The sequence below is a fragment of the Terriglobus sp. RCC_193 genome (assembly GCF_041355105.1).
GTDB lineage: Bacteria > Acidobacteriota > Terriglobia > Terriglobales > Acidobacteriaceae > Terriglobus.
The window spans coordinates 1,249,864-1,273,003 of sequence record NZ_JBFUPK010000002.1 but is presented as its reverse complement, the minus strand read 5'-3'; the positions used below and the strand labels follow the sequence as shown (position 1 = coordinate 1,273,003).

At 59.2% G+C, this 23,140-nt stretch carries 24 protein-coding genes; 19 read left to right on the top strand and 5 right to left on the bottom strand.

Annotated features, from left to right (window positions below):
• The first annotated feature begins 936 nt into the window (after positions 1 to 936).
• The 11 genes from AB6729_RS14050 to dut all read left to right on the top strand — a co-directional run bounded on the left by AB6729_RS14050 (position 937) and on the right by dut (position 7,563).
• On the top strand, positions 937 to 1,983 hold the full coding sequence (locus tag AB6729_RS14050; RefSeq protein WP_371082252.1) for a response regulator: 1,047 nt from the start codon (positions 937 to 939) through the stop codon (positions 1,981 to 1,983).
• A 73-nt stretch (positions 1,984 to 2,056) separates the two neighbouring features.
• Positions 2,057 to 2,575 carry a molybdenum cofactor biosynthesis protein B gene (gene moaB / locus AB6729_RS14045; protein ID WP_371082251.1) on the top strand — a complete coding sequence of 173 codons (519 nt, stop codon included), beginning with the start codon at positions 2,057 to 2,059 and terminating at the stop codon, positions 2,573 to 2,575.
• Positions 2,576 to 2,589: 14 nt separating this feature from the next.
• The gene (locus AB6729_RS14040) at positions 2,590 to 2,871 is read left to right on the top strand and encodes a BrnT family toxin (RefSeq protein ID WP_371082250.1); all 282 of its coding nucleotides are present in this window, start codon (positions 2,590 to 2,592) and stop codon (positions 2,869 to 2,871) included.
• The gene (locus AB6729_RS14035) at positions 2,868 to 3,158 is read left to right on the top strand and encodes a hypothetical protein (protein WP_371082249.1); all 291 of its coding nucleotides are present in this window, start codon (positions 2,868 to 2,870) and stop codon (positions 3,156 to 3,158) included. The genes AB6729_RS14040 and AB6729_RS14035 overlap by 4 nt, the downstream gene beginning before the upstream one ends.
• Positions 3,159 to 3,161: 3 nt before the next feature.
• Positions 3,162 to 3,509, top strand: coding sequence for a cupin domain-containing protein (locus tag AB6729_RS14030; protein ID WP_371082248.1), 348 nt, complete (start codon positions 3,162 to 3,164; stop codon positions 3,507 to 3,509).
• 14 nt (positions 3,510 to 3,523) lie between these two features.
• Entirely contained in the window at positions 3,524 to 5,302 is a 1,779-nt protein-coding gene (gene dnaG / locus AB6729_RS14025) for a DNA primase (RefSeq protein WP_371082247.1), read from the top strand.
• Between the two features lie 93 nt (positions 5,303 to 5,395).
• Entirely contained in the window at positions 5,396 to 5,827 is a 432-nt protein-coding gene (locus tag AB6729_RS14020; protein WP_371082246.1) for a RidA family protein, read from the top strand.
• A gap of 23 nt (positions 5,828 to 5,850) precedes the next feature.
• Positions 5,851 to 6,225 (top strand): RidA family protein, encoded by a 375-nt coding sequence (locus AB6729_RS14015; RefSeq protein ID WP_371082245.1) that lies wholly within the window; start codon positions 5,851 to 5,853, stop codon positions 6,223 to 6,225.
• Between the two features lie 18 nt (positions 6,226 to 6,243).
• The gene (locus AB6729_RS14010) at positions 6,244 to 6,831 is read left to right on the top strand and encodes a histidine phosphatase family protein (RefSeq protein WP_371082244.1); all 588 of its coding nucleotides are present in this window, start codon (positions 6,244 to 6,246) and stop codon (positions 6,829 to 6,831) included.
• A gap of 35 nt (positions 6,832 to 6,866) precedes the next feature.
• Positions 6,867 to 7,094, top strand: a complete 228-nt coding sequence (locus tag AB6729_RS14005; RefSeq protein WP_371082243.1) for a hypothetical protein — start codon at positions 6,867 to 6,869, stop codon at positions 7,092 to 7,094.
• A gap of 34 nt (positions 7,095 to 7,128) precedes the next feature.
• Positions 7,129 to 7,563 carry a dUTP diphosphatase gene (gene dut / locus AB6729_RS14000; RefSeq protein WP_371082242.1) on the top strand — a complete coding sequence of 145 codons (435 nt, stop codon included), beginning with the start codon at positions 7,129 to 7,131 and terminating at the stop codon, positions 7,561 to 7,563.
• A gap of 32 nt (positions 7,564 to 7,595) precedes the next feature.
• On the opposite strand, the gene AB6729_RS13995 is transcribed toward dut, so the two are convergent.
• A complete protein-coding gene (locus AB6729_RS13995; protein ID WP_371082241.1) occupies positions 7,596 to 8,165 on the bottom strand; it encodes a GrpB family protein in 570 nt (189 codons plus the stop codon).
• Positions 8,166 to 8,183: 18 nt separating this feature from the next.
• Here AB6729_RS13995 and AB6729_RS13990 point away from each other — a divergent pair, with 18 nt between their 5' ends.
• The 7 genes from AB6729_RS13990 to AB6729_RS13960 are packed head-to-tail and all read left to right on the top strand — an operon-like array spanning position 8,184 to position 15,560.
• Positions 8,184 to 9,278, top strand: coding sequence for an aldo/keto reductase (locus AB6729_RS13990; protein ID WP_371082240.1), 1,095 nt, complete (start codon positions 8,184 to 8,186; stop codon positions 9,276 to 9,278).
• A 49-nt stretch (positions 9,279 to 9,327) separates the two neighbouring features.
• On the top strand, positions 9,328 to 11,733 hold the full coding sequence (gene purL / locus AB6729_RS13985; protein ID WP_371082239.1) for a phosphoribosylformylglycinamidine synthase subunit PurL: 2,406 nt from the start codon (positions 9,328 to 9,330) through the stop codon (positions 11,731 to 11,733).
• Positions 11,730 to 12,167 carry an HI0074 family nucleotidyltransferase substrate-binding subunit gene (locus AB6729_RS13980; protein ID WP_371082238.1) on the top strand — a complete coding sequence of 146 codons (438 nt, stop codon included), beginning with the start codon at positions 11,730 to 11,732 and terminating at the stop codon, positions 12,165 to 12,167. Before purL ends, AB6729_RS13980 begins: the two co-directional genes overlap by 4 nt.
• Positions 12,160 to 12,504, top strand: coding sequence for a nucleotidyltransferase domain-containing protein (locus AB6729_RS13975; RefSeq protein ID WP_371082237.1), 345 nt, complete (start codon positions 12,160 to 12,162; stop codon positions 12,502 to 12,504). Before AB6729_RS13980 ends, AB6729_RS13975 begins: the two co-directional genes overlap by 8 nt.
• Positions 12,501 to 13,967, top strand: coding sequence for an amidophosphoribosyltransferase (gene purF, locus AB6729_RS13970; protein WP_371082236.1), 1,467 nt, complete (start codon positions 12,501 to 12,503; stop codon positions 13,965 to 13,967). The genes AB6729_RS13975 and purF overlap by 4 nt, the downstream gene beginning before the upstream one ends.
• A gap of 2 nt (positions 13,968 to 13,969) precedes the next feature.
• Complete coding sequence (locus tag AB6729_RS13965) at positions 13,970 to 14,383, top strand: MerC domain-containing protein (RefSeq protein WP_371082235.1); 414 nt, start codon at positions 13,970 to 13,972, stop codon at positions 14,381 to 14,383.
• On the top strand, positions 14,376 to 15,560 hold the full coding sequence (locus AB6729_RS13960; protein ID WP_371082234.1) for an MFS transporter: 1,185 nt from the start codon (positions 14,376 to 14,378) through the stop codon (positions 15,558 to 15,560). Before AB6729_RS13965 ends, AB6729_RS13960 begins: the two co-directional genes overlap by 8 nt.
• Positions 15,561 to 15,569: 9 nt before the next feature.
• On the opposite strand, the gene AB6729_RS13955 is transcribed toward AB6729_RS13960, so the two are convergent.
• From AB6729_RS13955 to purD, 3 genes are all read right to left on the bottom strand, one after another.
• Entirely contained in the window at positions 15,570 to 17,048 is a 1,479-nt protein-coding gene (locus AB6729_RS13955) for an RNB domain-containing ribonuclease (RefSeq protein WP_371082233.1), read from the bottom strand.
• Between the two features lie 62 nt (positions 17,049 to 17,110).
• On the bottom strand, positions 17,111 to 18,376 hold the full coding sequence (locus tag AB6729_RS13950) for an NAD(P)/FAD-dependent oxidoreductase (protein ID WP_371082232.1): 1,266 nt from the start codon (positions 18,374 to 18,376) through the stop codon (positions 17,111 to 17,113).
• 70 nt (positions 18,377 to 18,446) lie between these two features.
• Entirely contained in the window at positions 18,447 to 19,703 is a 1,257-nt protein-coding gene (purD, locus tag AB6729_RS13945) for a phosphoribosylamine--glycine ligase (RefSeq protein WP_371082231.1), read from the bottom strand.
• 64 nt (positions 19,704 to 19,767) lie between these two features.
• Between purD and AB6729_RS13940 the strand changes: the two genes are divergently transcribed.
• The gene (locus tag AB6729_RS13940; protein ID WP_371082230.1) at positions 19,768 to 21,105 is read left to right on the top strand and encodes an Nramp family divalent metal transporter; all 1,338 of its coding nucleotides are present in this window, start codon (positions 19,768 to 19,770) and stop codon (positions 21,103 to 21,105) included.
• Between the two features lie 52 nt (positions 21,106 to 21,157).
• Here the strand turns inward: AB6729_RS13940 and AB6729_RS13935 are convergent, their stop codons facing one another.
• Positions 21,158 to 23,080 carry a YXWGXW repeat-containing protein gene (locus AB6729_RS13935; RefSeq protein ID WP_371082229.1) on the bottom strand — a complete coding sequence of 641 codons (1,923 nt, stop codon included), beginning with the start codon at positions 23,078 to 23,080 and terminating at the stop codon, positions 21,158 to 21,160.
• Positions 23,081 to 23,140: the final 60 nt, after the last annotated feature.

Sequence of the window (23,140 nt, the reverse complement as noted above, 5' to 3'; positions counted from 1 at the left end):
ATCCGATTCTGCAAAGGGGACGCCACAATTCCATCTGCCGGAAAGCGACATTCAGGAAAATTCCAAATTTGGAATACCAGAAGACACCTCCACCCCGTATTTTGCGAATTTCCTGTAAAAAACTGAATTCGCTGTTTGGCACGCAACCTGCTCCAAGGACAGGCGGGAAGAGTGTGCGGATAGGTGCTGCTGGCAACGCTGGTAGCCCAATGCACCAGAAACCACCCCGGTTCGGTGATGCAGACCGCGCCAGATCCGAGACCCACAGCGGTACGGACTGAGCAGATGGCGCCCCGGCCCGGCAGCAAGACCCTTTTAGGAGGCCAGTGATGGCCATTAAGATCGACGTGAACGGCCACCCAGAGTGGCCGTTTTCCGTTGGAAGAAGTTTCATTGCACAAAAAATTGTGCAATTGCCACTTGCATCCCTCCTCCGATACGCGTAGAGTGGTGTTGCCTGATGAACCGGCTGAGCATGGCCCACGCATTTCGCCCGGGTAGCCGCTCGCTGAAGATCGCAGGCAGGAACGAAATCATTTAGACACTGAAAGTGAATTCTCTCCGTCCGGCCTGGATTTCGTGTGCCGAGGACAGAGAGCAGAAGATAAGGCGCAGAGAACAGCTCGGCCACATCCTTTATTTCGTTTGTGTGCCAGCCGCTTCCGGCGACCTTCAGATGCAAGCCGAAATACCAAACGCTGTCGCAACGCAGCGGCATGCATGGCAAATGAACTGCACAAGGATTCCGGGACGAAACAGGCAGAGATATCTGCCCTTCTCCCGCAGGATTTCGAGTTAACGCTTGAGACGCACTTCCCTTCTGAACGCATCCCGTGTCTGCCGGCTAACCCGGCACCCGTAACGAAGGCGGTTAAGAACCGCCGGAAGAGCCCTGCGCGCACAAAACACGCAGGGCCAGAGACAGAAAGAAGAAGAATGAACGCAGAGCAACTGAACTTCCCCGAGCCCAATGTTGCCGTTGTGGCTCCGACGTCTTCCTCCTCAGCCAGCGAAGAGGGCGCATCGAATGGTGCTCCCGGTGGAGCTGCCGGAAAGAGCCGCCGTCGTCGCCGCAAGCGCAAGAGCCGCCCCGCCGGCGCAACTGGCGAAGCAGGTGCAGCGCCGCAGGCAGCCGCCGGTGCAGAGGGCGAAGCAGCAGCCACACCAGCCGCTCCTGTGCAGAGCGCTAATCAGCAGCAGCCCCGCCAGAACAACGGCCAACAGCAGGGTCAAGGCCAGGGCCAGGGCAAGCGCTGGAAGAAGAAGAAACACGGCGGACGCGGCGATGGCCAGCCCCGCCCCGAACCGGGCAACAGCCTGCAGGGCAGCAACTCCGGCATGGGCAACCGTGGCCGCAACCGCAAGCAGCAACAGCGCGGACCGCGCTCGTTCGTGGGCCCCATGGATCACAGCTACCGCGAGGTAAATGGCAACTATGCCGATACCCCGGCCAGCACGATCGAGATTCATGGCAACCACAGGTCGCGGCAGAACAATCACCGCAACCACCACTTCAATGAAGACCGCCTGCCGCCCGAACTGATGCACAATCAGCGCGCGGTGGCCATCCCGGAAGACGCGCCGACACACATCTACTTCTTCATTGAAGACCTGTTCTTCACCGCGAAGATTCAGGAGACGGCACGTCTGCAGGGTGTGAAGGTGGCATTCATGAAGCCGGACAAGGACATCGTGGCTCATCTGGCGGATCTGCCGGAGCACGATCATCCGTCGCTGATTGTGTTTGACCTGAATAACGCCAACGCCAAACCGCTGACGCTGATCCCGAAGTTGAAAGCCAAGCTGAAGAAAGGCACGTCGATCATCGGCTTCCTTTCGCACCTGCAGGGCGACCTGAAGGCGAAGGCTGTGGAAGCAGGCTGCAACTCTGTGATGCCGCGTGCGGCCTTCTCGCAGAACCTGCCGAATCTGCTGCGCCGCTATGGCGTGGAAGACGAGCACGAGCCTAACTTCAACATGTAAGTAAGGCAGCGAAATACGCGAAGGGCATCCGAAACAGGATGCCCTTCGTTCTTTCCGAAGAAACGATCGATCTATGCCTGAAGTTATCTTTCAACCGATACGCATTGCTGTTCTGACTGTCAGCGATACGCGCAGTGCCACCGAGGATCGCTCGGGCGATGCATTGGTGCAACGGCTGACGGATGGAGGACATCTGATCGCAGCGCGCAGCGTGGTGCAGGACGAAATCACCAGCATTCAGGCATGTTTGCGTACATGGATAGCCGATGCGGCAGTCGACGTAATTCTTACTGTCGGCGGTACCGGCATCACTGGTCGCGATGTGACCCCGGAGGCATTGCGTCCGCTCTTTGACAAGGAGTTACCCGGCTTTGGCGAGTTATTCCGTATGCTTTCTTACTCGAAGATAGGAACAGCGGCGATATTATCGCGTGCGATGGGTGGAGTAAGTGGCGGCAAGTTACTCTTCGCGCTTCCCGGCTCAACCAATGCCGTACTTCAGGCGTGGGATGAGATACTTGTCCACCAGTTCGACCGCCGCACCCGCCCCGGAAATCTTGTGGCACTGATGCCTCGCCTGAAGGAGAAGTAAGCAAATTTCTGGGCATGGAGTATTTCCAATGGGACGAAGCCAATCGGGCGCATATTGCGAGGCATGATGTCACACCACAAGAGGTGGAAGAAGTTCTCATTGGTGGCGTCATCGAACTGGATGTACAGCACGCAGAGGAAGAAATTCGTTTCTTGTGGATTGGCGAGGCCTTGCGTGGAAGAATACTTGTAGTGGTCTTTACAGAACGTGACCACCTTATCCGGCCAATTACGGCCTACGATCCGGATCCGTATCTGAAGCGGCGATATCTTCAGGAGAAAGGTGCGACACAATGAGCGAAACGGTGAAAGTGCCAAAATTTGAAAATGAAGCCGACGAAGCTCGCTGGTGGTTTGAAAACCAGGATAAGGTCGCGCGCGCCTTTGATACAGCCGCATCTGAAGGAACGCTACGGCGCACCAGCCTGCGAGATCGCTTTACTCCGCCACCACCCGCATCGGTCGTGCTTGATGCAGAGGATGCAGCATTGGCGAATGAGCTTGCGCAGCGGCACGGTGAATCGTTTGAAGGCTTTGTAAAACGCGTGATGCACCAAGCTCTTCTTCTGGAAAAGAGCGCCTGACACATGCCCACTCGCATCGTCGATACCAGTAACGCAGAGCATTACCTATGGGGCGTCGACTGCGACGGATGGCATCTGGTCAAAGGCGAAGGCCTCAGCGTGATTGAAGAACGCATGCCGCCGGGGCGCAGCGAGGAGCGCCATGCCCACGCGAAGTCTCGGCAGTTTTTCTTTGTGCTGGAGGGCGAACTGACGCTGGAAGTGGAGCACCATGACTTTGTCATCACGCCCGGCAAGGGCGTTGAGGTGTCACCGGGACAGGCGCATACCGCCATCAACCGCAGCCAGGCCGATGTGCGGATGCTCGTCATCAGCCAGCCGCCCAGCCACGGCGACCGCACGCCAGCGTAACCTGTAAAGCAGCAGTGGCAGACGACTTCAAAGAACAGGTAAAAGCCGCCACCGACATCGTCAAGGTGATCGGCGAATATGTGCGCCTGCGTAAAAGCGGCGCGCAGAACTTCAGCGGTCTCTGCCCTTTTCACCAGGAGAAGTCGCCGTCGTTCAGCGTGAATGCGGCGCATGGATACTTCTACTGCTTCGGCTGCCACGCCAAAGGCGATGTATTCACCTTTGTGCAGAAGATTGAGAACATCTCGTTTCCTGAGGCTGTTCGCGCGGTTGCGCAGAAGATGGGCATTCCACTACCGAAGCGGGAGTGGAACTCGCCGGAAGAAGCTGCGCAGGCGGGTTTGCGGCGGCAGCTCATCGACATTCATGAAGCCGCGACGCAGTATTTTCAGCAGGCGCTGCAATCGACGGAAGCGGCGCGAGCGCGTGAGTATCTCTCCAGCCGAGCGGTCAGTGCGGACACGATTACCATGTTCCGCATCGGCTATGCGCCGGACGATTTCAATCACATGCGTGAGGCGCTCTCAAAACACTTCAACGACGAGGTGATGCGCTCCAGCGGCCTGTTCTCTTCACGCGAGCAGAGCGATGAAGGACGCCCCGTAGGGCCGCTGTATGCGCGTTTTCGCAAACGCGTGACCTTCCCCATCTGTAATGAAGCAGGCAAGACCATCGCCTTCACGGCGCGCGCGCTGGACAGCGATGAGAAGAGCGGGCCGAAGTATCTGAACTCGCCGGAGACACCGCTGTATACGAAGGGGCATGTTCTCTTCAACCTCGACAAAGCCAAAGCCGCGATCCGTTCGCAGGATTACGCGCTGCTGGTCGAAGGACAGATGGACTGCATCCGTGTGTTCACTTCCGGGTTGCAACCCGTCATCGCCACCAGCGGAACCGCGTTTACTGAGCATCAGGTACGACTGCTGTCGCGATTCACCAAGCGCGTCGTCGTAAACTTTGACCCCGATACCGCAGGCGCAAATGCCGCGGAGAAATCGTTAGCTTTGTTAACTGAGGCGGAATTTGAAGTCCGCATTATGACGCTGGAAGGTGGCCTCGATCCCGACCGCTATGTTCTGGAACACGGCATTGCCGCATACGCAGAAGCGCTGCGCAATGCGAAGCCCCATGCGGAATACCTGATTGATCGCGCGCGCACGCTGTTTCCGCAGCGCACGGCTGAGGCAAAGGTAAAAGCAGTGAACTTCCTTCTGCCGCACGTGCGGCGTTTGCCCTCTGCCATTCAGCGCACACAGTTTGTAGATGATGCCGCGCAGAAACTCGGCATTGACTCTTCGCTGATGCGGCAGGAGCTGCAACATGCGGCAACGCATCGCCTGGAAAGCGTTCGCAGCACCTCTGCCATGCAATTAAACGAGACAGAACGCATCCTGCTGCGAGCCCTGGTACAACCGGAAACAGATCGCGCGCGCCAACGCGCTGCAAGCGAACTCATCGCGCATCCGGAGTGGCTGGATGGCCTTGCTGCCGCTGAGCTCATCGAAGCGCTTGCCGGTGCTCCCCTGACGGACAATCCGCTGGAAGCAGCGCCCGACGACCGCAGCCGCGAGATACTGGCGCGCCTGCTGCATGAAGATGCCATTGGCGACCCTGCCATGCTGGCCAACGAAGTGGGCAATGTGCTGCATACACTGGAACGACGCAGGCTGGAGCGTCGCAAGGGGGAACTACGCAGCCTCATCGCAGAGGCCGAACGACGCAGCGACACCGACATGGTGACGCAGTTGCAAATGGAAGCCGTGGAGATAAACCGCGCACTGAGAATGCTGTAGCAGCGCTTTGCAGGATGTCGCAAACAAATGACCGCCATCGTAAGTGGCCAGTCGGTTCGAGTTCCGCTAAAACATCGTATAAACGAAGGCATCATGTCCATGACACGACGCAGCTTTGCCACGCGCGCACTCGCGCTTGCATCCGTTCCTAACGTAGATGCCGCGCCGCGTAAGCGTATTCATCGCATCGGGCCAGCGACGACTGCGGTGTATTCGCCCGCAGTACAGTGGGGTAATCTGCTGTTTCTTTCCGGCAAGGGATCAGGCACCGCACCCGATCCAACCGACATTCGCAGTTGCACGAACCATGTTCTGGACGCTTTTGCGAAGGAGCTTGCCAATGCAGGCTCGTCCATGGAGAACGTGTTGAAAGTCACGGTCTATCTGCAACGCCCGGAAGATGTGCCTGCGATGAACGAAGTATTTGCACAGCACTTCCCGAAAGATCCGCCTGCACGCACCACCATCATCACGCGCACACCGCATCCCACGCTGGTGGAGATGGATCTGATAGCGGGCCTCTGACACCTTGCGAGAGAATAAGAGACATGAGCACCGAAGAAGCAAAGTATCTTGCCATCAATCCGAACCATCCGAACGCGGGCATTTACACGCCTGCGGTTGTCTTCGGCAACGTGGTGTATCTGTCGGCAAAGACATCATGGATCGCGCCGGAGCCGGACGACATTCGCGCCGCAACGGCCTATCTGCTGGACCAGGTGGAGAAGGAACTTCTGAATGCCGGTTCGTCCATGCACAAGGTATTGAAGGTGATTGTGTATCTGCGGGACATGAATGACTACACCGCGATGAACGAGGTGTACACCGGACGCTTTGGCAAGAACGCACCCGCACGGACCACCATTGAATCGAAGCTGCCGAAGAACAGCATTGTGGGCTTTGATGTAACCGCCTACCTCTAACCGCATCCAAAGAGAGCAATGACAGAACAAAAGAAAAAGCAGGCGGAGCTGTGGCTCTTTCGTCACGGTGAAACAGAGTGGTCGTTGAACGGCAAGCACACCAGCTACACCGATCTCCCGCTGACCGAACACGGACGCGAGCAGGCAACCGCGCTGGCTCCCGTGATTGCAAAGACACCGTTCGACCTGGTGCTGACCAGCCCGCGACAGCGTGCACGCGATACCGCAGCACTTGCAGGATTGGGTGATCGTGCGGAAGTCGAGCCGAATCTGCAGGAATGGAATTATGGTGTGTATGAAGGCAAGAGCACACCGGAGATTCAGGCGACGGAACCGGGCTGGAGCGTCTGGGCCGATCCCATTACCGGCGGCGAGTCCATCGACCAGGTGGCCGCGCGTGCGCAGCAGGTGATTGACCGCTGCCTGCAGCATGGCGGACGCTGTGCGCTGTTTGCCCATGCCCACATCTTCCGCATCCTGGCGGCGGTGTGGGTGCAGCAGCCGGGCGTCTTCGGGCAGCGGCTGACGCTGTCCACGGCGACTGTCAGTGTTCTCGGATGGGAGCACGGCACCCGCGTCATCACACGCTGGAATGCGGCTCCGTGATTGTTTTCGCGCGGTGACAGGCGCACAATAAACGTATGTGCAACTGCGGTTGTGATCCATCGACACAGGACGAAGCGAACAAGCTGCGGACGAAGGCGGCTGTCACCGGCGGAACAGTCGCCTGCCTGGCAGCCATCCCGGTCGTGGTGAATTCTTCGCAGCATCCCGCGGTCATGTGGGCGGTAATCGCTGTGCAGGTCGTCCTGCTGGTGAGGGCCGTATTGCTGCTGCGCAAGCGGAAGCAGTTACTGGCTGGCGCCTAGGATTCCCTCAGCCTGAGGCTCTAAGCTGGTAGGCATGCCGCATATTCCAACCAAGCGCCTGCACCCCGATGCCAAGCTGCCCAAGTATGCCCATGAGGGCGCATGGGGCGACCTGGCCGCCGACCTCTACAGCGTTCACGAAGCCACGGTGGAACCGCGCAAGACAGCGCTGGTTGCAACAGGGTTGTCCATGGCCTTCCCCGAAGAGTACGGCGCATTAGTTGAGGACCGCAGCGGTCTGGCCGTGAAAGGCATCACCACACTGGCAGGTGTCATTGACCCCGGTTATCGCGGTGAGATCAAAGTTGTCCTGACGAACGTGACCGACGTGCCCATTACGCTGAGCGCAGGTGACCGCATTGCGCAGCTACGCATTGTGAAGAAGCTGCAGGCAACGTTTGAAGAAGTGGACGATCTGGACGCGACCCATCGCGGCGAAGGCGGCTTCGGATCAACCGGACATAACTAAGCAACCCGTTACATCAAACAATCTGTCAGGGCCTACTCCTCCCAATCGTGTTCGATCGGGAGACCTCGGCTTTGGCGTGCCTGATTGGTGATGTGGCGCAGGAAAGGCGTCTTTGCGGCTGTGTATCGCGGCATATCGTCGCCATACGCAGTCGCAAGGTCCTGCTTCAACGCCTCATAGGTTCGTGCAGTATCCGGATTTTGGATGAGCCAGTCGCGTAACAGCAGCTCATTTTTGATTGGCCATCCCGGGCAGACCGCCAGATGCAGATGATAGGCGGGCTGCGAACCTTCCGGTTCTCTGCGAAAGAAACGCCGTTTGAAAAATCCCGCGTCAATCTTGTTGTATCCAGCTCCAGCCAGGATGGGTACCAGTGCATCGGCATCCTCCAGCGACGGCACAGGAGCCATCATGTCGATGATTGGCTTCGCACTGAGCCCGGGCACCGCTGTGCTGCCGTAGTGTTCCAACTGATCCGCAACGTTGCCAAGAAATGTCTTCAGGCGTTCCCGCTCGTGCCAAAACTTCTCTGGCCATGAGGCATCCGGCGGTATGACACGGACGGTGCCCAGAATACGCCGCGCATTTTTGGCATCATGCATTGCAAAGACAGTGTAACGATGCGGCGGTATGCTGGTTCTGCTATGACGCTTACCAGCTATCGCACACTTGGCCGCTCCGGACTTGTTGTTTCCCCGCTTTGCCTTGGCACCATGACCATGGGAACGCCGCGCTGGGGTTCGCCGGACGAAGTTTCCGAGGCCATCTTCAACGCGTACGTGGACGCGGGTGGCAACTTCATTGACACCGCCGACACCTATGCCAATGGGCGCAGCGAAGAGTTGATTGGCGGCTACATTGCCGCACGTAATCTGCGCGACCGCGTGGTGCTGGCGACGAAGTTCACCATGACCTGCGATGCGCAGAAGGGCAACCCCAAAGGCAGCGCGAACGGGCGCAAGAACATGTATCGCGCGCTGGACGCGTCGCTGAAACGGCTGCAAATGGACTACCTTGACCTGTACTGGATGCACGCCTGGGACACCGTCACGCCAGCGGAGGAAGTTCTTCAATCGCTGGGTGATCTGGTGCGTGCGGGAAAGATTCGTTACTTCGGTTTCAGCGACGTTCCCGCCTGGTACGCCGCAAAAGTCGCCACGCTGGCACAGGTGCATGGCGTTCCGGGGCCAATCGGCCTGCAATTGGAGTATTCGCTGGTGGAACGTGCCATTGAGCGCGAACATGTAGACTGCGCGCGCGAATTAGGTATCGGCATCACGCCGTGGAGCCCCCTCGCCAGCGGCTTTCTGGCCGGAAAATACAAGCGCGAGGACGACGGCAAAGGCAGCGGCGAAGGCCGCCTGAGCGTGTTGGGCGGGGGCGCGAACCCCGTCTTTCACAAGTACACAGAGAAGAACTGGGCCACGCTGGATGCCCTGCGCAAAGTGGCTGCGGAAGTCGACAGGCCGATGGCGCAGGTCGCCTTGGCATGGGCGCTGGCACGTCCGGCCATCTCCTCGCTGATCATCGGCGCCACCAGGGTCGCGCAGTTGCAGGACAACATCGCCTCGCTGGAAGTGAACCTGACTGCGGATCAGATGGCCGAGCTGAACGCCGCAGGCGCGCTGGACCTGCTGCATCCGTACATGTTTTTCACAGGAATGCTGCACCGGGACCGTGTTTTCGGCGGCACGGACGTGGAAGGCTGGCGCTAACCGGCTTCCCGGGTGCAAACCGGGGCGTCGTTCATGCGACACTAGAAAGGTGAGCGAGCCCACAGCCATCCCACACGAGGCGGAGGCGGTAGCCACCCCGACCGCCACAGTCCAGTCTTACGAAGTTCCGACGCCGTGTAACGTTACGCCGGAGCTGTTGAAAATACACAACATCACCGACGAGGAATACGCCAAAATCCTCGCCACGATGGGTCGTACGCCATCGCTGACGGAGCTTGGTATTTACTCCGTCATGTGGAGCGAACATTGCTCGTACAAGAGCAGCCGTGTCCACCTGAAGCGCCTGCCCACCAAAGGCACGCGTGAGAGCGGCCCCGGCGCTGTGATGCAGGGTCCCGGCGAGAATGCCGGCATCATCGACGTGGGTGACGGCTGGGCCTGCGCCTTCAAGATCGAGAGCCACAATCACCCCAGCTACATTGAGCCGTATCAGGGCGCAGCGACGGGTGTCGGCGGCATCCTGCGCGACATCTTCACCATGGGCGCGCGCCCCTATGCGGTGATGGATTCCCTGCGATTTGGCCCGCTGAGCGGCAACGACAAGGACACGGATTACGCCAAGAACCGCAGTGTGATGGAAGGCGTCGTCCACGGCGTCGCCGGTTACGGCAACTGCTTCGGCGTTCCCAACGTAGGCGGCGAAACGCGCTTTGAAGAGTGCTACAGCACCAATCCCCTGCTGAATGCGTTTGCACTGGGCCTGGTGCGCCACGACGAAATCTTTTACGCCAAGGCCACTGGCGTCGGCAATCCAGTCATTTACGTGGGTGCAAAAACAGGCCGCGACGGCATCCACGGAGCCACCATGGCCTCTGAGGAATTTAAAGAAGGATCAGAACAGAAGCGCCCCAATGTGCAGATGGGCGATCCGTTCCTGGAAAAACTCCTCCTCGAAGCCTGCTTGGAAGCCATGAAGACCGGAGCTGTCTCGGGTATTCAGGATATGGGCGCGGCTGGCCTCACTTGCTCCACCTGCGAGATGGGCGGACGTGGCGGCGTTGGTCTTGAGATTGAACTCGACCTGGTGCCGCAGCGCGACAGCGGCATGACCAGCTACGAAATCATGCTCTCCGAATCGCAGGAACGTATGTTGCTCGTGGCCCATGCAGGCCGCGAACAGGAAGTGCTGGACGTATTCGATAAGTGGGGCCTGGACGCTTCGGTGGTCGGCACGGTCATCCCGGAAAACCGCATGAAGGTGCGCCACCACGGCGAACTGGTCGCGGACCTCTCGAATGAATCCCTGACAGACGACGCTCCGGTCTATCACCGTCCCGTAGGCGAGTGGAAAGCTCCCGTATCGCTCGACCCTCCGGCATGGGTGCTGGAAGAGTTGCAGAAGCCACGCGACTACACCGCGGACCTGAAGAAGCTGCTTGGCAGCCCGAACATCTGCGACAAGAGCCACATCTACGAGCAGTACGACAGCATGGTGCAGACCAATACCGTGCAGGGCCCCGGCTGCGAGGCAGGCGTGATCCGCATCAAGGGCACCGGCGGCAACGGCAAACCCGAACGCGGCCTCGCGATGGCCCTTGCAGGCAACGGCCGCTGGACATGGCTCGATCCGAAGCTCGGTGCGATGCACGCAGTTGCAGAAGCCGCGCGCAAAGTAGCCTGCACCGGCGCAACACCTGTATCGGCGACGAACTGCCTGAACTTCGGCAACCCGCAGAAGCCGGAGATCATGGCACAGCTTTCCCAGGCCATCGACGGCATCAGCGAAGCCTGCACAGCACTCGGCACGCCCATCACCGGCGGCAACGTCTCGCTCTACAACGAAACGAAGGGCGAAGGCATCTTCCCCACACCGGTACTCGGCATTGTTGGCATTCTGGATGATGTGACGAAAGCCGTGCCCAACGCGTTCCAGAACGTCGGCGACGAAGTTATCTTCCTCTCTGCCTATCGCGGCGCAGGTCGCGAGTGGAAGCACGATCTGGGTTCCTCTGCATTTGCGCAGACGGTCCTGGGCGAAGTATGGGGTAAGCCTCCCGTCCTGGACGTGCAGGAAGAAGCCGCGCTGCACAAGGCATTGATCACACTCGCGGATCAGCGCCTGCTCAACAGTGCCTCTGACCTCACAGACGGTGGCTGCGCCACAACCTTCGCTCGCTCCGCATTCCCCAACAACCTGGGTGTACGCGTGGCAATGAACGTGGGCAACGATCCCCTGATGCGTATCGAGCGTCTCTTCAGCGAAATTGGCTCCTCCGTCATCGCAACCATCACCCCGGGAACATTCGAGCAGGTACGCGCTGCCGTCGCGGGCATCGAAGGCGTCTTTGTCGCGCCGCTCGGCGAAGTCATCGCGGATCGCGTGCAAATCACGCTTGATGGCGAAGCCGTGATCAACGCAGCAACATCGAATTTGGCAAGCGCTTTCACCGGCGCGCTGGAAGAAGAACTGGAAGCTGAGGTGGTACTCGCGTGATCGACCTGGATGCGCCTTTGCGCCCAACCGATCTCGAACTGTACGAACGCATTCTCACCCGTCTGCGTGAGGCTCTTGACGCTCACGTACGCGAACCGGAAAACCTGTTCATTCTTGATTCTGTCATCAAGCGTTTTGAACTAACCTTTGAATTGTCGAATCGCAATCTGAATCGTTTCCTGCTGGATGCTATGCCGGTCCCACCGGAGATTCGAACCATGTCCTACCAGAGCATCATCCGATTGGGAGATGAGATGGGGATGTTGAAATCCGGTTGGCCTCATTGGAAGCGGTACCGCAACGCACGCAATCGCACGGTGCATGAATATTACGAGGAGAGCGCCCGCGAAGTGGCAAAAGATGCTGCCGCCTTCGTCGAGGAAGCTGCCTATCTTCTGGAGCAATTGAAGACAAGGGTTATCGGCAATGGGTAAGCAAGGCGAACTCGATCTCACCACGGAAGATTTCGCGATTGTTCGCGCGATTCTGAATCAGTTTGTGCCCTCGCGCCCGGTCTTTGTCTTTGGATCACGTGTCACAGGCCGTGCGCGCAGGCGCTCGGATTTGGACCTCGCTATTGGTGGCGATACGCCGTTGGGTTCTTCTCTGCGAGCAGACCTGATGGAAGCATTTGATGAGTCTGATCTTCCCATCCGTGTGGATGTGGTTGATCTGGCAGAAGCGCGTGGTGTCTTTCGCCAGCGCATGGAGAGCGAGTGGCTTCCACTCGAAGCAGCAGCGAAGCAACTCGCTTTGGGGAACGCAGCATGACGAACACAGAGGCCATTTTGCAGGATCACGAAGCCGAAGAACACTTCGACAAACTCCGCGAAGAGTGCGGCGTCATGGCCATCTACAACCATGACGATGCAGCTCGCCTCACCTACTGGGGCCTGTATTCGCTGCAGCATCGCGGACAGGAATCCGGCGGCATTGCCACCGCCGATGGCGAAGAGATTCACGACCTGAAGGGCATGGGTCTGGTCAGCGAAATCTTCACCGATCCGGTACTCGAAAAGCTGCCCGGCCGCATGGCCATTGGTCACACGCGTTACAGCACCACGGGCGACTCCGCGCTGCTGAATGCGCAGCCCATCAAGGTGGAATCCACCAAGGGCCTCATTGCCATTGCGCACAACGGCAACCTGGTGAACCTGGGCACAGCGCGCGAACGCCTCGAACGCGACGGCGCCATCTTCCAGACCACCAGCGACTCCGAGATCATCGTGCAGCTCATCGCGCACTCCAAAGAGAACACGCTGGTGGATTGCATCGCCGATTCGCTCGGACAGGTGGACGGCGCGTTCTCCATCGTCATGATGACGCGCAACCGCATTTTTGCCGCGCGCGATCCGCATGGTTTCCGCCCACTCTCTATGGGCCGCATCGTCGGCAAGGACGGCGCTCCTGATACCTTCGTCTTCGCCAGCGAGACATGCGCATTCGATCTGCTGCACGCGAAGTACGAGCGTGATGTGGAACCCGGCGAACTCGTGATGGTAAGCGAAGACGGCGTCACCTCCCGCTACTTCAATCGCGACACCAAACAGGCAAGCTGCATCTTCGAACACGTCTACTTCGCTCGGCCTGATTCGAAGATCTTTGGCCGCTGGGTACAGAAGAGCCGCGAAGAAATGGGCCGCACACTTGCTCGCGAGAGCAGCGTCCCTGCGGACCTGATCGTTCCTGTACCGGACAGCGGCGTGACCGCTGCAATCGGCTACGCAAACGAAAGCGGTATCCCGTTCAACTTCGGCCTCATCCGCAACCACTACGTGGGCCGCACCTTCATCCAGCCGGAACAGCGCGTGCGCGACTTCGGCGTCCGTATGAAGCTGAACCCCGTGCGTGCACTGCTGGAAGGCAAACGAGTCATCCTCATCGACGACTCGATCATCCGTGGCACCACGTCGCGCAAGATCGTCCGCATGGTGCGTGCCGCCGGGGCGAAAGAGGTGCACATGCGCATCTCGTGTCCTCCAACCATCTCACCCTGCTTCTACGGCGTGGACACACCCAGCACGCGCGACCTGATCGCCGCAAACAACTCGCTTGAAGAGATTCGCAAGTTCATTGAAGCCGATTCGTTAGCTTACCTATCTCTCGATGGCGTGATTCACAGCTGCACCACCGGCGACGAAAAGCCCAACGGCTACTGCACCGCCTGCTACACCGGCAACTACCCCACGCAGTGGGTGGATGTGGAAGATATTCTGCCAGCGGTTACAGCCTGAACATGATCGCCGAAAGACAGACTTCAACTGCATCCCTCGCAGATCGCCTTGGTATCTGGGTATCAGGACTGTGTGTGGTGCATTGCCTGATGACTCCGGTTCTGCTTTCGTTTTTCGCAACATTGGCTCATTGCTTGCCGGGTGAAGAAAGCACACACCGGACACTTGCCGCCATTGTGGCGACACTGGGTGCCGTTGCACTGGTACGTGGCTTCCGGGTACATGGCAAGCGCCGCGTGCTCGTCTGGATGGCAGCCGGACTTGGGTGCATCTTTTTGGCCGCGTGGTTCGGAGAACGATTACCTTCGCATCTTTGGGAAGTTAGCCTGACGATGATGGGCAGTTCGCTGATGATCCTGGCGCACCGCCGCAACCATACCTTCTGCCGCGATTGCAAAGCCTGCACACATGCGTAAACCGCTACTTGCACTGGCCGTTGCCGCCTTCGGCATTGGCACAACAGAATTCATCATCATGGGTCTGCTGCCGGACCTGGCACGCGACTTCAGCGTGTCCATCCCGAAGGCAGGCACACTGGTCAGCGCGTATGCCCTGGCCGTCACACTTGGCTCGCCGCTGGTCGTACTGGCATTAGCAAAGGTTGATCGCAAACGCGCACTCATCGTCCTGATGAGCATCTTCATCCTTGGCAATGCGGCCTGCGCAGCCGCGCCCAACTTCCATCTGCTGCTACTCGCCCGTATCTGCACGGCGCTTTCCCACGGATCGTTCTTTGGCATCGGCAGCATCGTTGCTGCAAACGTGGTGCCGCGCGAGCAACGCGCCCGCGCCGTGGCCATCATGTTCAGTGGACTCACGCTGGCCAATGTTCTCGGCGTGCCCGCTGGTACAGCGCTCGGTCAGGCCTTCGGTTGGCGAGCAGCCTTCTGGGCCATCGTTCCCATCGGCATTCTCGCCGGTGCAGGCGTGTGGGCTCTCGTCCCGCACCAGCACTCGGAACCGGTCCATCTCAAGCACGAACTCAAGTCCGTCATGCGTCGCGGCGTGCTCACCACACTGCTCATCAGCACCATGTCTTCCGCGGCCATGTTCTGCGTGCTGACCTACATCACGCCCATTCTGGAAGACATCACTCACATCACACCGCACGGCGTCACCGGAGTACTCGTACTCTTCGGCGTTGCCATCACCGTCGGAAACCTGCTTGGCGGCATCATGGCAGATTCGCAGGGCTTCCGCGCCGTCGCAATGGGCTTCATCGTCCTGGCCGTACTCTTCGTGCTGATGCCCATTGCAGAAGAGCACGTCATCCCCGCACTCATCACCATCGCATTGTGGGGCATGCTGCACTTCGCCGTAGGAGCCCCGCTGCAAACACGCGTGGTCGATCAGGCGCGCGGCGCGCAGAACCTCGCCTCCACACTCAATCAGGGCGCGTTCAACCTTGGCAACGCACTCGGAGCAGCGCTGGGGGCACTTGTGCTCACCCACGGCTTCGGCTATCGCACCTTGTCTCTCGTAAGCGCCGTCATCGCCGCACTCACCGCAGCGTTAACCGTGATGGCCATCGCGTGGGAGCGCGAAGACAAGAAGAAGAGCGACGAACGCCTCCGCTTCTCCATGCGCCACTAAAAACCAGCACTAAATCCGTACAAAATCGATGAACGCGCGCACCGGATCGGTGTGAACCAGTTTCACATTCAGGCGGTCGCCCACATCCAGTCCCTCAGCACCGTGCACCAGCATGCCTTCCACCGCTGGTTTCAGGACGCGGACAAACGTGCCGCTCCTCCCTGCCCCGGCGACCACCGCGCGATAGTGCTGCCCAATCTGCGAAGCCAGCGCCAGAGCCTGTGCGCGCTTCAGCATGGCGCGTTCCACCTTGCGGCCAGCCTTCTCACGCTCATTGCAATGGTCTGCAATGGCTGCTAACTCATCGTCTGTGTAAGGCGGTAGAGCATTGTCCAGCATGGCGTGCACAACACGCTGCGTCACCATATCGGGGAAACGGCGATTCGGCGCTGTGGAGTGCGAATAATCATTCGCTGCCAGTGCAAAGTGCGCAGGCGGATAGGGATCATTCGCATGCACCACCACGTACTCGCCCGCGCCCATCAGTTTAATGATGGCAAGCGCCAGGTCCGGATAATGATCCGGATCATGCTCTCGCTGCTTCGTAAGAAATTCATTCAACGGCTTGGCGTCAGGTTCCGAAGGCAACGTGACACGCTGCGAAAGATTCGCGCTGGTGACATACACCAGATCCACAATGCGCTGCCAGCGCTCCGGCGACTTCACCACGCGACGCAGCCCACTGCGATGCGCCAGCGACAGCAGATGCGCTGCTGTTTCATTCGCCGCCACCATCAAATCTTCGATAAGGTCCATCGCGCGATTGCGGCCCACATCTTCCAGCGAAAGCACACGCCCGTCGGCAACCACGGGCATGGACTCCATACGACGGAAATCAAGCGCGCCTGCTTCCTGCCGATGCCTGCGCAAACGCTGCGCTGCCTCATCCTGCAAACGAAGCTGATCCAGGATCGCAGGATCCATCGCAGGCGGCACGGCGTGTTCGGGGTTCACAAGCCACGGCCCCACATGGCTGTAAGCAAGCTGCGCGGCATTGCGCACCAACGCCGGAAAGATGCGCTGCTCACGCATGGAACCATCGGCATCCACAATAAATTCCGCCACCATGGCCTGGCGTTCTTCACCGGGATTCAGGCTCGTCAGACCGGTCGATAGCTCCGCAGGCAACATCGAAAAGTTACGAGCCGCGGTATAAATCGTGGCGCACTGACGCGCCGCAAACTTATCCAGCGGCGTGTCCCTGGCAATGGTTGCGGTAACATCGGCCACTCCCACGCGAACCAGGATGCCATCATCCTCAAGCCGCTCTGCCCACTCAATCTGATCCAGGTCGCGCGAAGTATCGTTATCAATCGACGACCACGCAAGCTCACGCAGATCCGAACGCTTACGATGGTCCTTCACATTGCCAGCAAGAATGTCTGCAAGCTGCTGCTGTTGCCCGGGGAAAGGTGTCAGCTCAAATCCCTGCAGCTTCATCTCTTCTGCCGCAGCGTTCGCAAGGTTAAACGGAGTATGGTTATGCATTCCAATCCATAGGATGCCCAATGACTCACGAAGTCAATTCCATTTTTTTGAAACGAAACGAATCAGCGTGTGAGACGCACGGCGGACTTCACCTTATTCCAGACCCACGTTGGCACCGTGCTGCGCATCATGTGATTGCGAAGCTGTTCATAGGTGGATGCGCCCATGCTGTAACCAATGATCAGGTGCAGCAACTCCGGGTCTTCTTTCGCCTTGCGCACCAGCGCATCCATGCGCCCGCTGCCGTTGAAAAGGCAATGTTGAATATCCACGGCATGCGATAGCTCGTCGCCTATCTCGCGCTTCCAAGCCTTCTCATACGCTGACAGCGTACGCTCGTCATACTGCTGTGCGCGAATCGCGTTCAGCGCCGTATCCGCGGCAAGCGCACCACTGGTCATCGCATAGAAGATGCCTTCTGCGGTGAATGCATTCACAAAGCCGCCCGCATCCCCCGCCAGCAACACTCGATCGGCGCAGGTCTTTGCAAGCGGGCCGCTGACCGGAATAGGAAACGCCTTGTAACCGCTGCGATTCGTCTCGCCGGTCACATCGCCCTGCTGCTTAAGCGTCTCCACCCACTGCGCATGATGCTCCGCCCCTTTGCCACGCAGTGCCTTCAGATACCAGTCCAGCTTGCATCCAAAGCCAAGGTTCAGATGATGCGTTTTGGGAAAGATGTATCCGTAGCCGAAGGTCTCAGTCAACGTCAGGAAGAGATAGATGGCATCGCGATCCTTCACATCCAATCGCGAATAGTCCGTCTCTTCCATCATGTCCACGGCATATTCCTTATGTGCCGCTTCACTGCGGAGTCCCGTATGCCGCGCGATGACAGAGTTGGCGGAATCCGCACCGATGATGATTGGCGCGGTGATGAGTTCGCCTTCCGTTGTCTCCAACTCCACATGCGTCGGCTTCACTTCGCATTTGCGAATCATCGTTCCCAGTCGCACCGTGCAGACAGACGCGGCACGCCGGAAGAGTGCTTCATCAAACTGCCAGCGACGCACCAGGTACAGAATGGGTTCACCCTGCTGATACGTCACCCGTGTGCCATCCGGCGACTCCAGGTGCACGCGACTCACAGGATGGACTGGCACCTCACCTGCATCGAAGAAATCACGCACATAAGGAAAGCGTTCCAGCAGACGCGCGGAGAGGCCACCACCACACGGCTTGTCCCGCGGAAATTCTCCGGCCTTGTCAATGAGAAGAACCTTTACCCCGGCCAGGCCGAGTTGATAAGCAGCCGTAGAACCAGCGGGACCACCGCCCACAACGATGACGTCAAATGGCGAACTCATGGCAGGTGTCCATTGTGCCATCTCCCGCCACGGGATCGTCTGCATCCCGGTCGAGACGCGCTGTGGATACCTGTAGATGCAGTCGCGCTGGCTATTCCCGCTGCAGTGCACGCCAGCCGATGTCGCGGCGCATCTGCATGCCCTTGAAAGAGATTGCGGAGACCGCGTCGTAGGCTTTTCCGGCGGCACGGCGCAGGTTTTCAGCCTCGGCAGCAATGGCCAGAACGCGGCCGCCTGCCGTCACGACTTCTCCTGCTTCGTTGTGTGCGGTTCCGGCGTGGAAGACCTCAACGCTGGCGGGCAGGGCGACATCCAGGCCGTGGATGACCACGCCCTTTTCTGCACTGGCCGGATAACCCGCGCTGGCGAGAATAACGCTGATGGCCGCTCCCGGTTTCAGGCGGATATCGAGCTTGTCAGCCGTTCCATCAATCGAGGCATCGACAAGATCGAGGAAGTCTGTTTCCAACCGGAGGAGAATGGCCTCGGTCTCTGGATCACCCCAGCGGGTGTTGAATTCAAGAACCTTAGGTCCGTTGGGCGTCATCATCAGGCCAATGAACAGGATGCCGCGGAAGGGATATCCCTCTGCCTTCATGCCGTCCACAGTGGGCTGAGCGACGTGCTCCAGCACCCATGTTTTGAGGTCGTCGGGCAGCAGCAGGTCGGTGGAGTAAGCGCCCATGCCGCCGGTGTTGGGGCCGGTGTCGCCTTCGCCGATGCGTTTGTGGTCCTGCGCGGCGGCAATGATGGCAGCTTGCTCCCCGTCGCAGAGGGCGAAGACGCTGAGTTCGTCGCCGGTGAGGAACTCCTCGATGACGAGCGAGCCGTTCATGGGCAGCAGTTCCTGCACGGCGGCGTCGGCTTCGGCGTTGGTGGTGGCGATGATGACGCCTTTGCCCGCAGCCAGGCCGTCAGCCTTCAGCACCACAGGGAGCGAAAATTCCGGCAGTGCCGTGCGCGCTTCATCCAGCGTGTGGACTGTGACGTAACGGGCGGTGGGAATGTTGTGGCGCTGGAGAAAGTCCTTGGTGAAGGCTTTGCTGCTTTCCAGTTGCGCCGCCGCCTGCGTGGGGCCAAAGACGCGGATGCCGCGTTCCTGCAGTGCATCCACAATGCCTACGGCGAGCGGGACTTCCGGTCCAATGATGACCAGGTCTGGCTGCACAGCGTCGGTGACGTGCAGCATGTCTGCCACGTTGTCCTGCTGTACCGGCAGGCATTTTGCAATGCTTTCAATACCTGCATTGCCCGGTGCGCACACCAGTTCCTTTACACGCGCAGACTTCCGTAGCGCCCAGCAGATGGCATGTTCACGGCCACCTGCGCCAATCACCAGAACCTTCATGGTTTCTAGTATCTCGCGGTATTCGCGTGGAAGGGTGGCGCAGAAGCTGCTATGCTTCTTTTAGGTGAGCCTAAATACCGCCATTTCGCCAGAGAAGGCTGAGCCGCGTATCACGCTGCGCGAGCTGTGGACGTTCTTTGGTCCGGCGTTTGTCGCGTCCGTCGCTTATATCGATCCCGGCAATTTTGCTTCGAACATCGTAGGCGGGGCCAAGTATGGCTACACGTTGCTGTGGGTGCTGCTGTGGTCCAATGCGATGGCCATGCTGGTGCAATACCTGTCGGCGAAGCTGGGCATTGCCACGGGGAGTACGTTACCGGAGTGTTGCCGCGAACATTTCTCACGGCCTGTGGTTTGGCTGTTGTGGGTTGGGGCGGAGATCAGCGCGATTGCTACAGACCTGGCGGAGTTCCTGGGCGCGGCGCTTGGCTTTTACCTGCTGGTGGGGCCGTATTTCCTGGCACATGGCATGAGCCGCACCACCGTCATGTTTCTGGCTGCGCTTGCGACCACGGTGTTTGTATTTCTACTGCTGGCGCTGAATCAGCGCGGCTTTCGTCACTTTGAAGGCATCATCATTGCGTTGGTCAGTGCCATCGGTTTCTGCTACGCGATTGAGATATTCCTGGTGCATCCGGACTGGTCGCAGGCGGTGCGTGGAACGCTGGTGCCACACCTGAATCACGAAACGCTGTACATTGCCGTGGCCATGCTGGGCGCAACGGTGATGCCGCATGTGATCTATCTGCACTCGTCGCTGATGCAGCCGCGCCTGTCGACGTTCGTGGAACGCGGCATTAGCGGTGGCGCCAGTCGTGCGCAGGAAGCCAGCCGTTTGCGTAACTTCCGTCGCCGTTATCTTCGCTTTGAGCGCATCGACATCCTCTTTGCCATGAATGGTGCGTGGCTCATCAATTCCGCCATGTTGGTTATGGCTGCGGCAGCGCTGGGTGGCGTGGGAGAAGGCGCCATCAGCAAGCTGGAAGGCGCGCACCAGACGCTGGGACCATTGCTGGGACCAATGGCGCAGGTCGCATTTGCCGTGGCATTGCTATGCAGCGGTCTGTCCTCGTCCACCATTGGCGTGCTGGCCGGGCAGGTGGTGATTGAGGGCTTTCTGCATGTTAAGTTTCCTATCTATCTGCGCCGCCTGATCACGATCATTCCCGCGCTGGTGGTAATTGCCCTGGGGCTGGATGAATTGAAAGTGCTGCTGCTGTCGCAGGCCGTGCTGTCCTTCGGGATTCCATTTGCACTGGTGCCCCTGTTGTTGCTGACAGGAAAGAAGAACGTGATGGGCGAATTCTGTAATAACCGCGCAACAGCAATTGCAGGATGGATCGTGGCAATCCTCATCATCGGATTAAACTGCGTGCTGCTCTGGCAGATGTTCACGGCATAGCCGTAAAAGATGGGGCCGCACATATCTGTGCGGCCCCGTTTCCATCTTCCGTTTAGTGACGCTGCTCATGCGGTGCCTGTGGTGGCGCCGCGTGCATTTGCTGCGGTTGCGGCCGCTGCATTTGCGGGGGTGCCGGCCGTTGTTGTTGCGGAGGTGCCTGGCGCTGTTGTTGCTGCACACGCTGCTGCATCTGCTGACGCTGCTGGTCCTGCACCTGGCGCTGCTGTTGTTGACGCTGTTGTTCCTGCTGCTGCACGCGCTGTTGCTGCTCCTGCGCCTGACGCTGCTGCTGTTGTTGCTGCACCTGCTGTCGTTGCTGCTCCTGCACACGCTGTTGTTGCTGTTGTTGATCGCGCTGCTGTTGCTGCACCTGCTGCTGACGCTGTTGGTCCTGCTGCCGTTGCTGTTCCTGCTGATGCTGCTGGTTTTGTTGATTCAACTGCAACTGACGCTGCTGCTCCTGCTGGCGCTGCTGCTCCTGCTGGCGCTGCGGGTTCTGCTGATTTGCCTGTTGTTGGCGCTGTTGCTCCACCTGCTGGCGCTGTTGATTCTGCAGGTTCAGTTGCTGCTGCCGCTGTTGTTCCTGCTGCTGATTCTGCTGTTGCCCGCGCTGTTGCTGTTCAAACTGCTGACGCTGCTGCGGGTTCATGTTCTGCTGTATGCGTTGCTGGTTCTGCTGATTCTGCTGTTGCACCCGCTGCTGCTGTTCAAGCTGCTGGCGCTGTTGTGGGTTCGCATTCTGCATATTCTGCTGTATGCGTTGCTGGGTATTGAACTGCTGGCGTTGCTGCTCAAACTGCTGACGCTGCTGCGGCGTGGCGTTAGCAGGCAGTGTGCCGTTGAAGCCGTTCTGTCCGGGATGCAGATTGTTGCCCGGCATCGGGGACATCGTACGGGGAGGTGCGACGATGCCGCGTTGTGCCGGCAGAGGCTGTGCTGTCGTCACCATGTTGGGCCGACCGCGGTTCTGCTGGAAGAACTGGCCACGGTTCTGCATGGCCGCCTGGCGATTCTGAATTTGTGACTGCATGGGAGGCACGCGCTGTTCACGCACCGCGGCAAACTCCTGCGGTGCCGGGCCGCGGCGCAGACCGCCGTTGCCGCCGAAGTAGGAGACACGCGAGTTGTTGATGTACGTGTTGTTGATGACCTCCACGCGGCGGTTGTAGACGTAGTTGTTTACCCTGCCGGGCTGCACGCGATTGACAGCGGTGTTGTACCAGAAGTGGTTGTTATTCCAGTAGCCACCCTGGTAGCCATAGCCGATGTAGCCAAAGCCATAGTTGATACCGCCGTAGAAGCCGATGTGGCGACCCCAATAGCCGTGGTGCCAGCGATAGTGTCCGCCGTACCAGCCCCACCACCCGGGTGTCCACAGACCTCCGATGAATGGCGGCGCAACCCATGCTCCGGGAACGTAGTAATAGCCGACTGGCGCGTAATTCCAGTAGCCCGGTGTCCACATGTAGTCCGGGCCGGGAGCCATGGGCTGCTCATAATCCTGCGGCAACGGTGGGGGAGGTTCAGGCGCGGGTGGCACGTCGGGGTCCAGCAGAGCGTTGTATTCGTCGTATTCCGCGGCGTTGGCGGCCTGCTGATCGGTGTAGGGCTGCTGCTGTTGCTGCGAGTTGTCGTAGACCGGCTGCTGCTGCTGTGGCTGCTGCTCTTCACCCTGATAGGCAGGCGGCGTGGTGTTGTATTGCAAAGCTTCATTCTGCGTGTTCCGACCTGTTTGGGGAGCCGTTTGGGGAGCTGCCTGGGGTGCGTAGCTGGTGCCGTTGCTCTGCGGCGTAGCGGCGTAACTTACACCGGCCACCTGGGTCGGCAGCATATTCGCATTGGCAGGATCGGTGGCGGCGGCGTTGCCGTCCACAATAGGCGCGGGAGAGTTCGCCGCGTTGCTCCTGCATCCCGTCAGGACGAGCCCGAGCGACGAAATAAGTACTGCAGACCGGTAGAGCGATACGTTCTTCATAAAAATCCTCAGAGATGGTCAGATGCTGCGAAACTGTCTGCCGTTGATCCACCCTGCACG

Bases quoted from the DNA above. Each gene is read 5' to 3' on its own strand.
- purF (WP_371082236.1), top strand. From the start codon at position 12,501: ATGACGAACACAGAGGCCATTTTGCAGGATCACGAAGCCGAAGAACAC.
- moaB (WP_371082251.1), top strand. From the start codon at position 2,057: ATGCCTGAAGTTATCTTTCAACCGATACGCATTGCTGTTCTGACTGTC.
- AB6729_RS14015 (WP_371082245.1), top strand. From the start codon at position 5,851: ATGAGCACCGAAGAAGCAAAGTATCTTGCCATCAATCCGAACCATCCG.
- AB6729_RS13995 (WP_371082241.1), bottom strand. From the start codon at position 8,165: ATGCATGATGCCAAAAATGCGCGGCGTATTCTGGGCACCGTCCGTGTC.
- AB6729_RS13960 (WP_371082234.1), top strand. From the start codon at position 14,376: ATGCGTAAACCGCTACTTGCACTGGCCGTTGCCGCCTTCGGCATTGGC.
- AB6729_RS14050 (WP_371082252.1), top strand. From the start codon at position 937: ATGAACGCAGAGCAACTGAACTTCCCCGAGCCCAATGTTGCCGTTGTG.
- AB6729_RS13990 (WP_371082240.1), top strand. From the start codon at position 8,184: ATGCGGCGGTATGCTGGTTCTGCTATGACGCTTACCAGCTATCGCACA.
- AB6729_RS14010 (WP_371082244.1), top strand. From the start codon at position 6,244: ATGACAGAACAAAAGAAAAAGCAGGCGGAGCTGTGGCTCTTTCGTCAC.
- AB6729_RS13950 (WP_371082232.1), bottom strand. From the start codon at position 18,376: ATGGCACAATGGACACCTGCCATGAGTTCGCCATTTGACGTCATCGTT.
- AB6729_RS13965 (WP_371082235.1), top strand. From the start codon at position 13,970: ATGATCGCCGAAAGACAGACTTCAACTGCATCCCTCGCAGATCGCCTT.
- AB6729_RS14035 (WP_371082249.1), top strand. From the start codon at position 2,868: ATGAGCGAAACGGTGAAAGTGCCAAAATTTGAAAATGAAGCCGACGAA.
- AB6729_RS13975 (WP_371082237.1), top strand. From the start codon at position 12,160: ATGGGTAAGCAAGGCGAACTCGATCTCACCACGGAAGATTTCGCGATT.
- AB6729_RS14030 (WP_371082248.1), top strand. From the start codon at position 3,162: ATGCCCACTCGCATCGTCGATACCAGTAACGCAGAGCATTACCTATGG.
- purD (WP_371082231.1), bottom strand. From the start codon at position 19,703: ATGAAGGTTCTGGTGATTGGCGCAGGTGGCCGTGAACATGCCATCTGC.
- AB6729_RS14040 (WP_371082250.1), top strand. From the start codon at position 2,590: ATGGAGTATTTCCAATGGGACGAAGCCAATCGGGCGCATATTGCGAGG.
- AB6729_RS14020 (WP_371082246.1), top strand. From the start codon at position 5,396: ATGTCCATGACACGACGCAGCTTTGCCACGCGCGCACTCGCGCTTGCA.
- AB6729_RS14005 (WP_371082243.1), top strand. From the start codon at position 6,867: ATGTGCAACTGCGGTTGTGATCCATCGACACAGGACGAAGCGAACAAG.
- dut (WP_371082242.1), top strand. From the start codon at position 7,129: ATGCCGCATATTCCAACCAAGCGCCTGCACCCCGATGCCAAGCTGCCC.
- AB6729_RS13955 (WP_371082233.1), bottom strand. From the start codon at position 17,048: ATGCATAACCATACTCCGTTTAACCTTGCGAACGCTGCGGCAGAAGAG.
- AB6729_RS13935 (WP_371082229.1), bottom strand. From the start codon at position 23,080: ATGAAGAACGTATCGCTCTACCGGTCTGCAGTACTTATTTCGTCGCTC.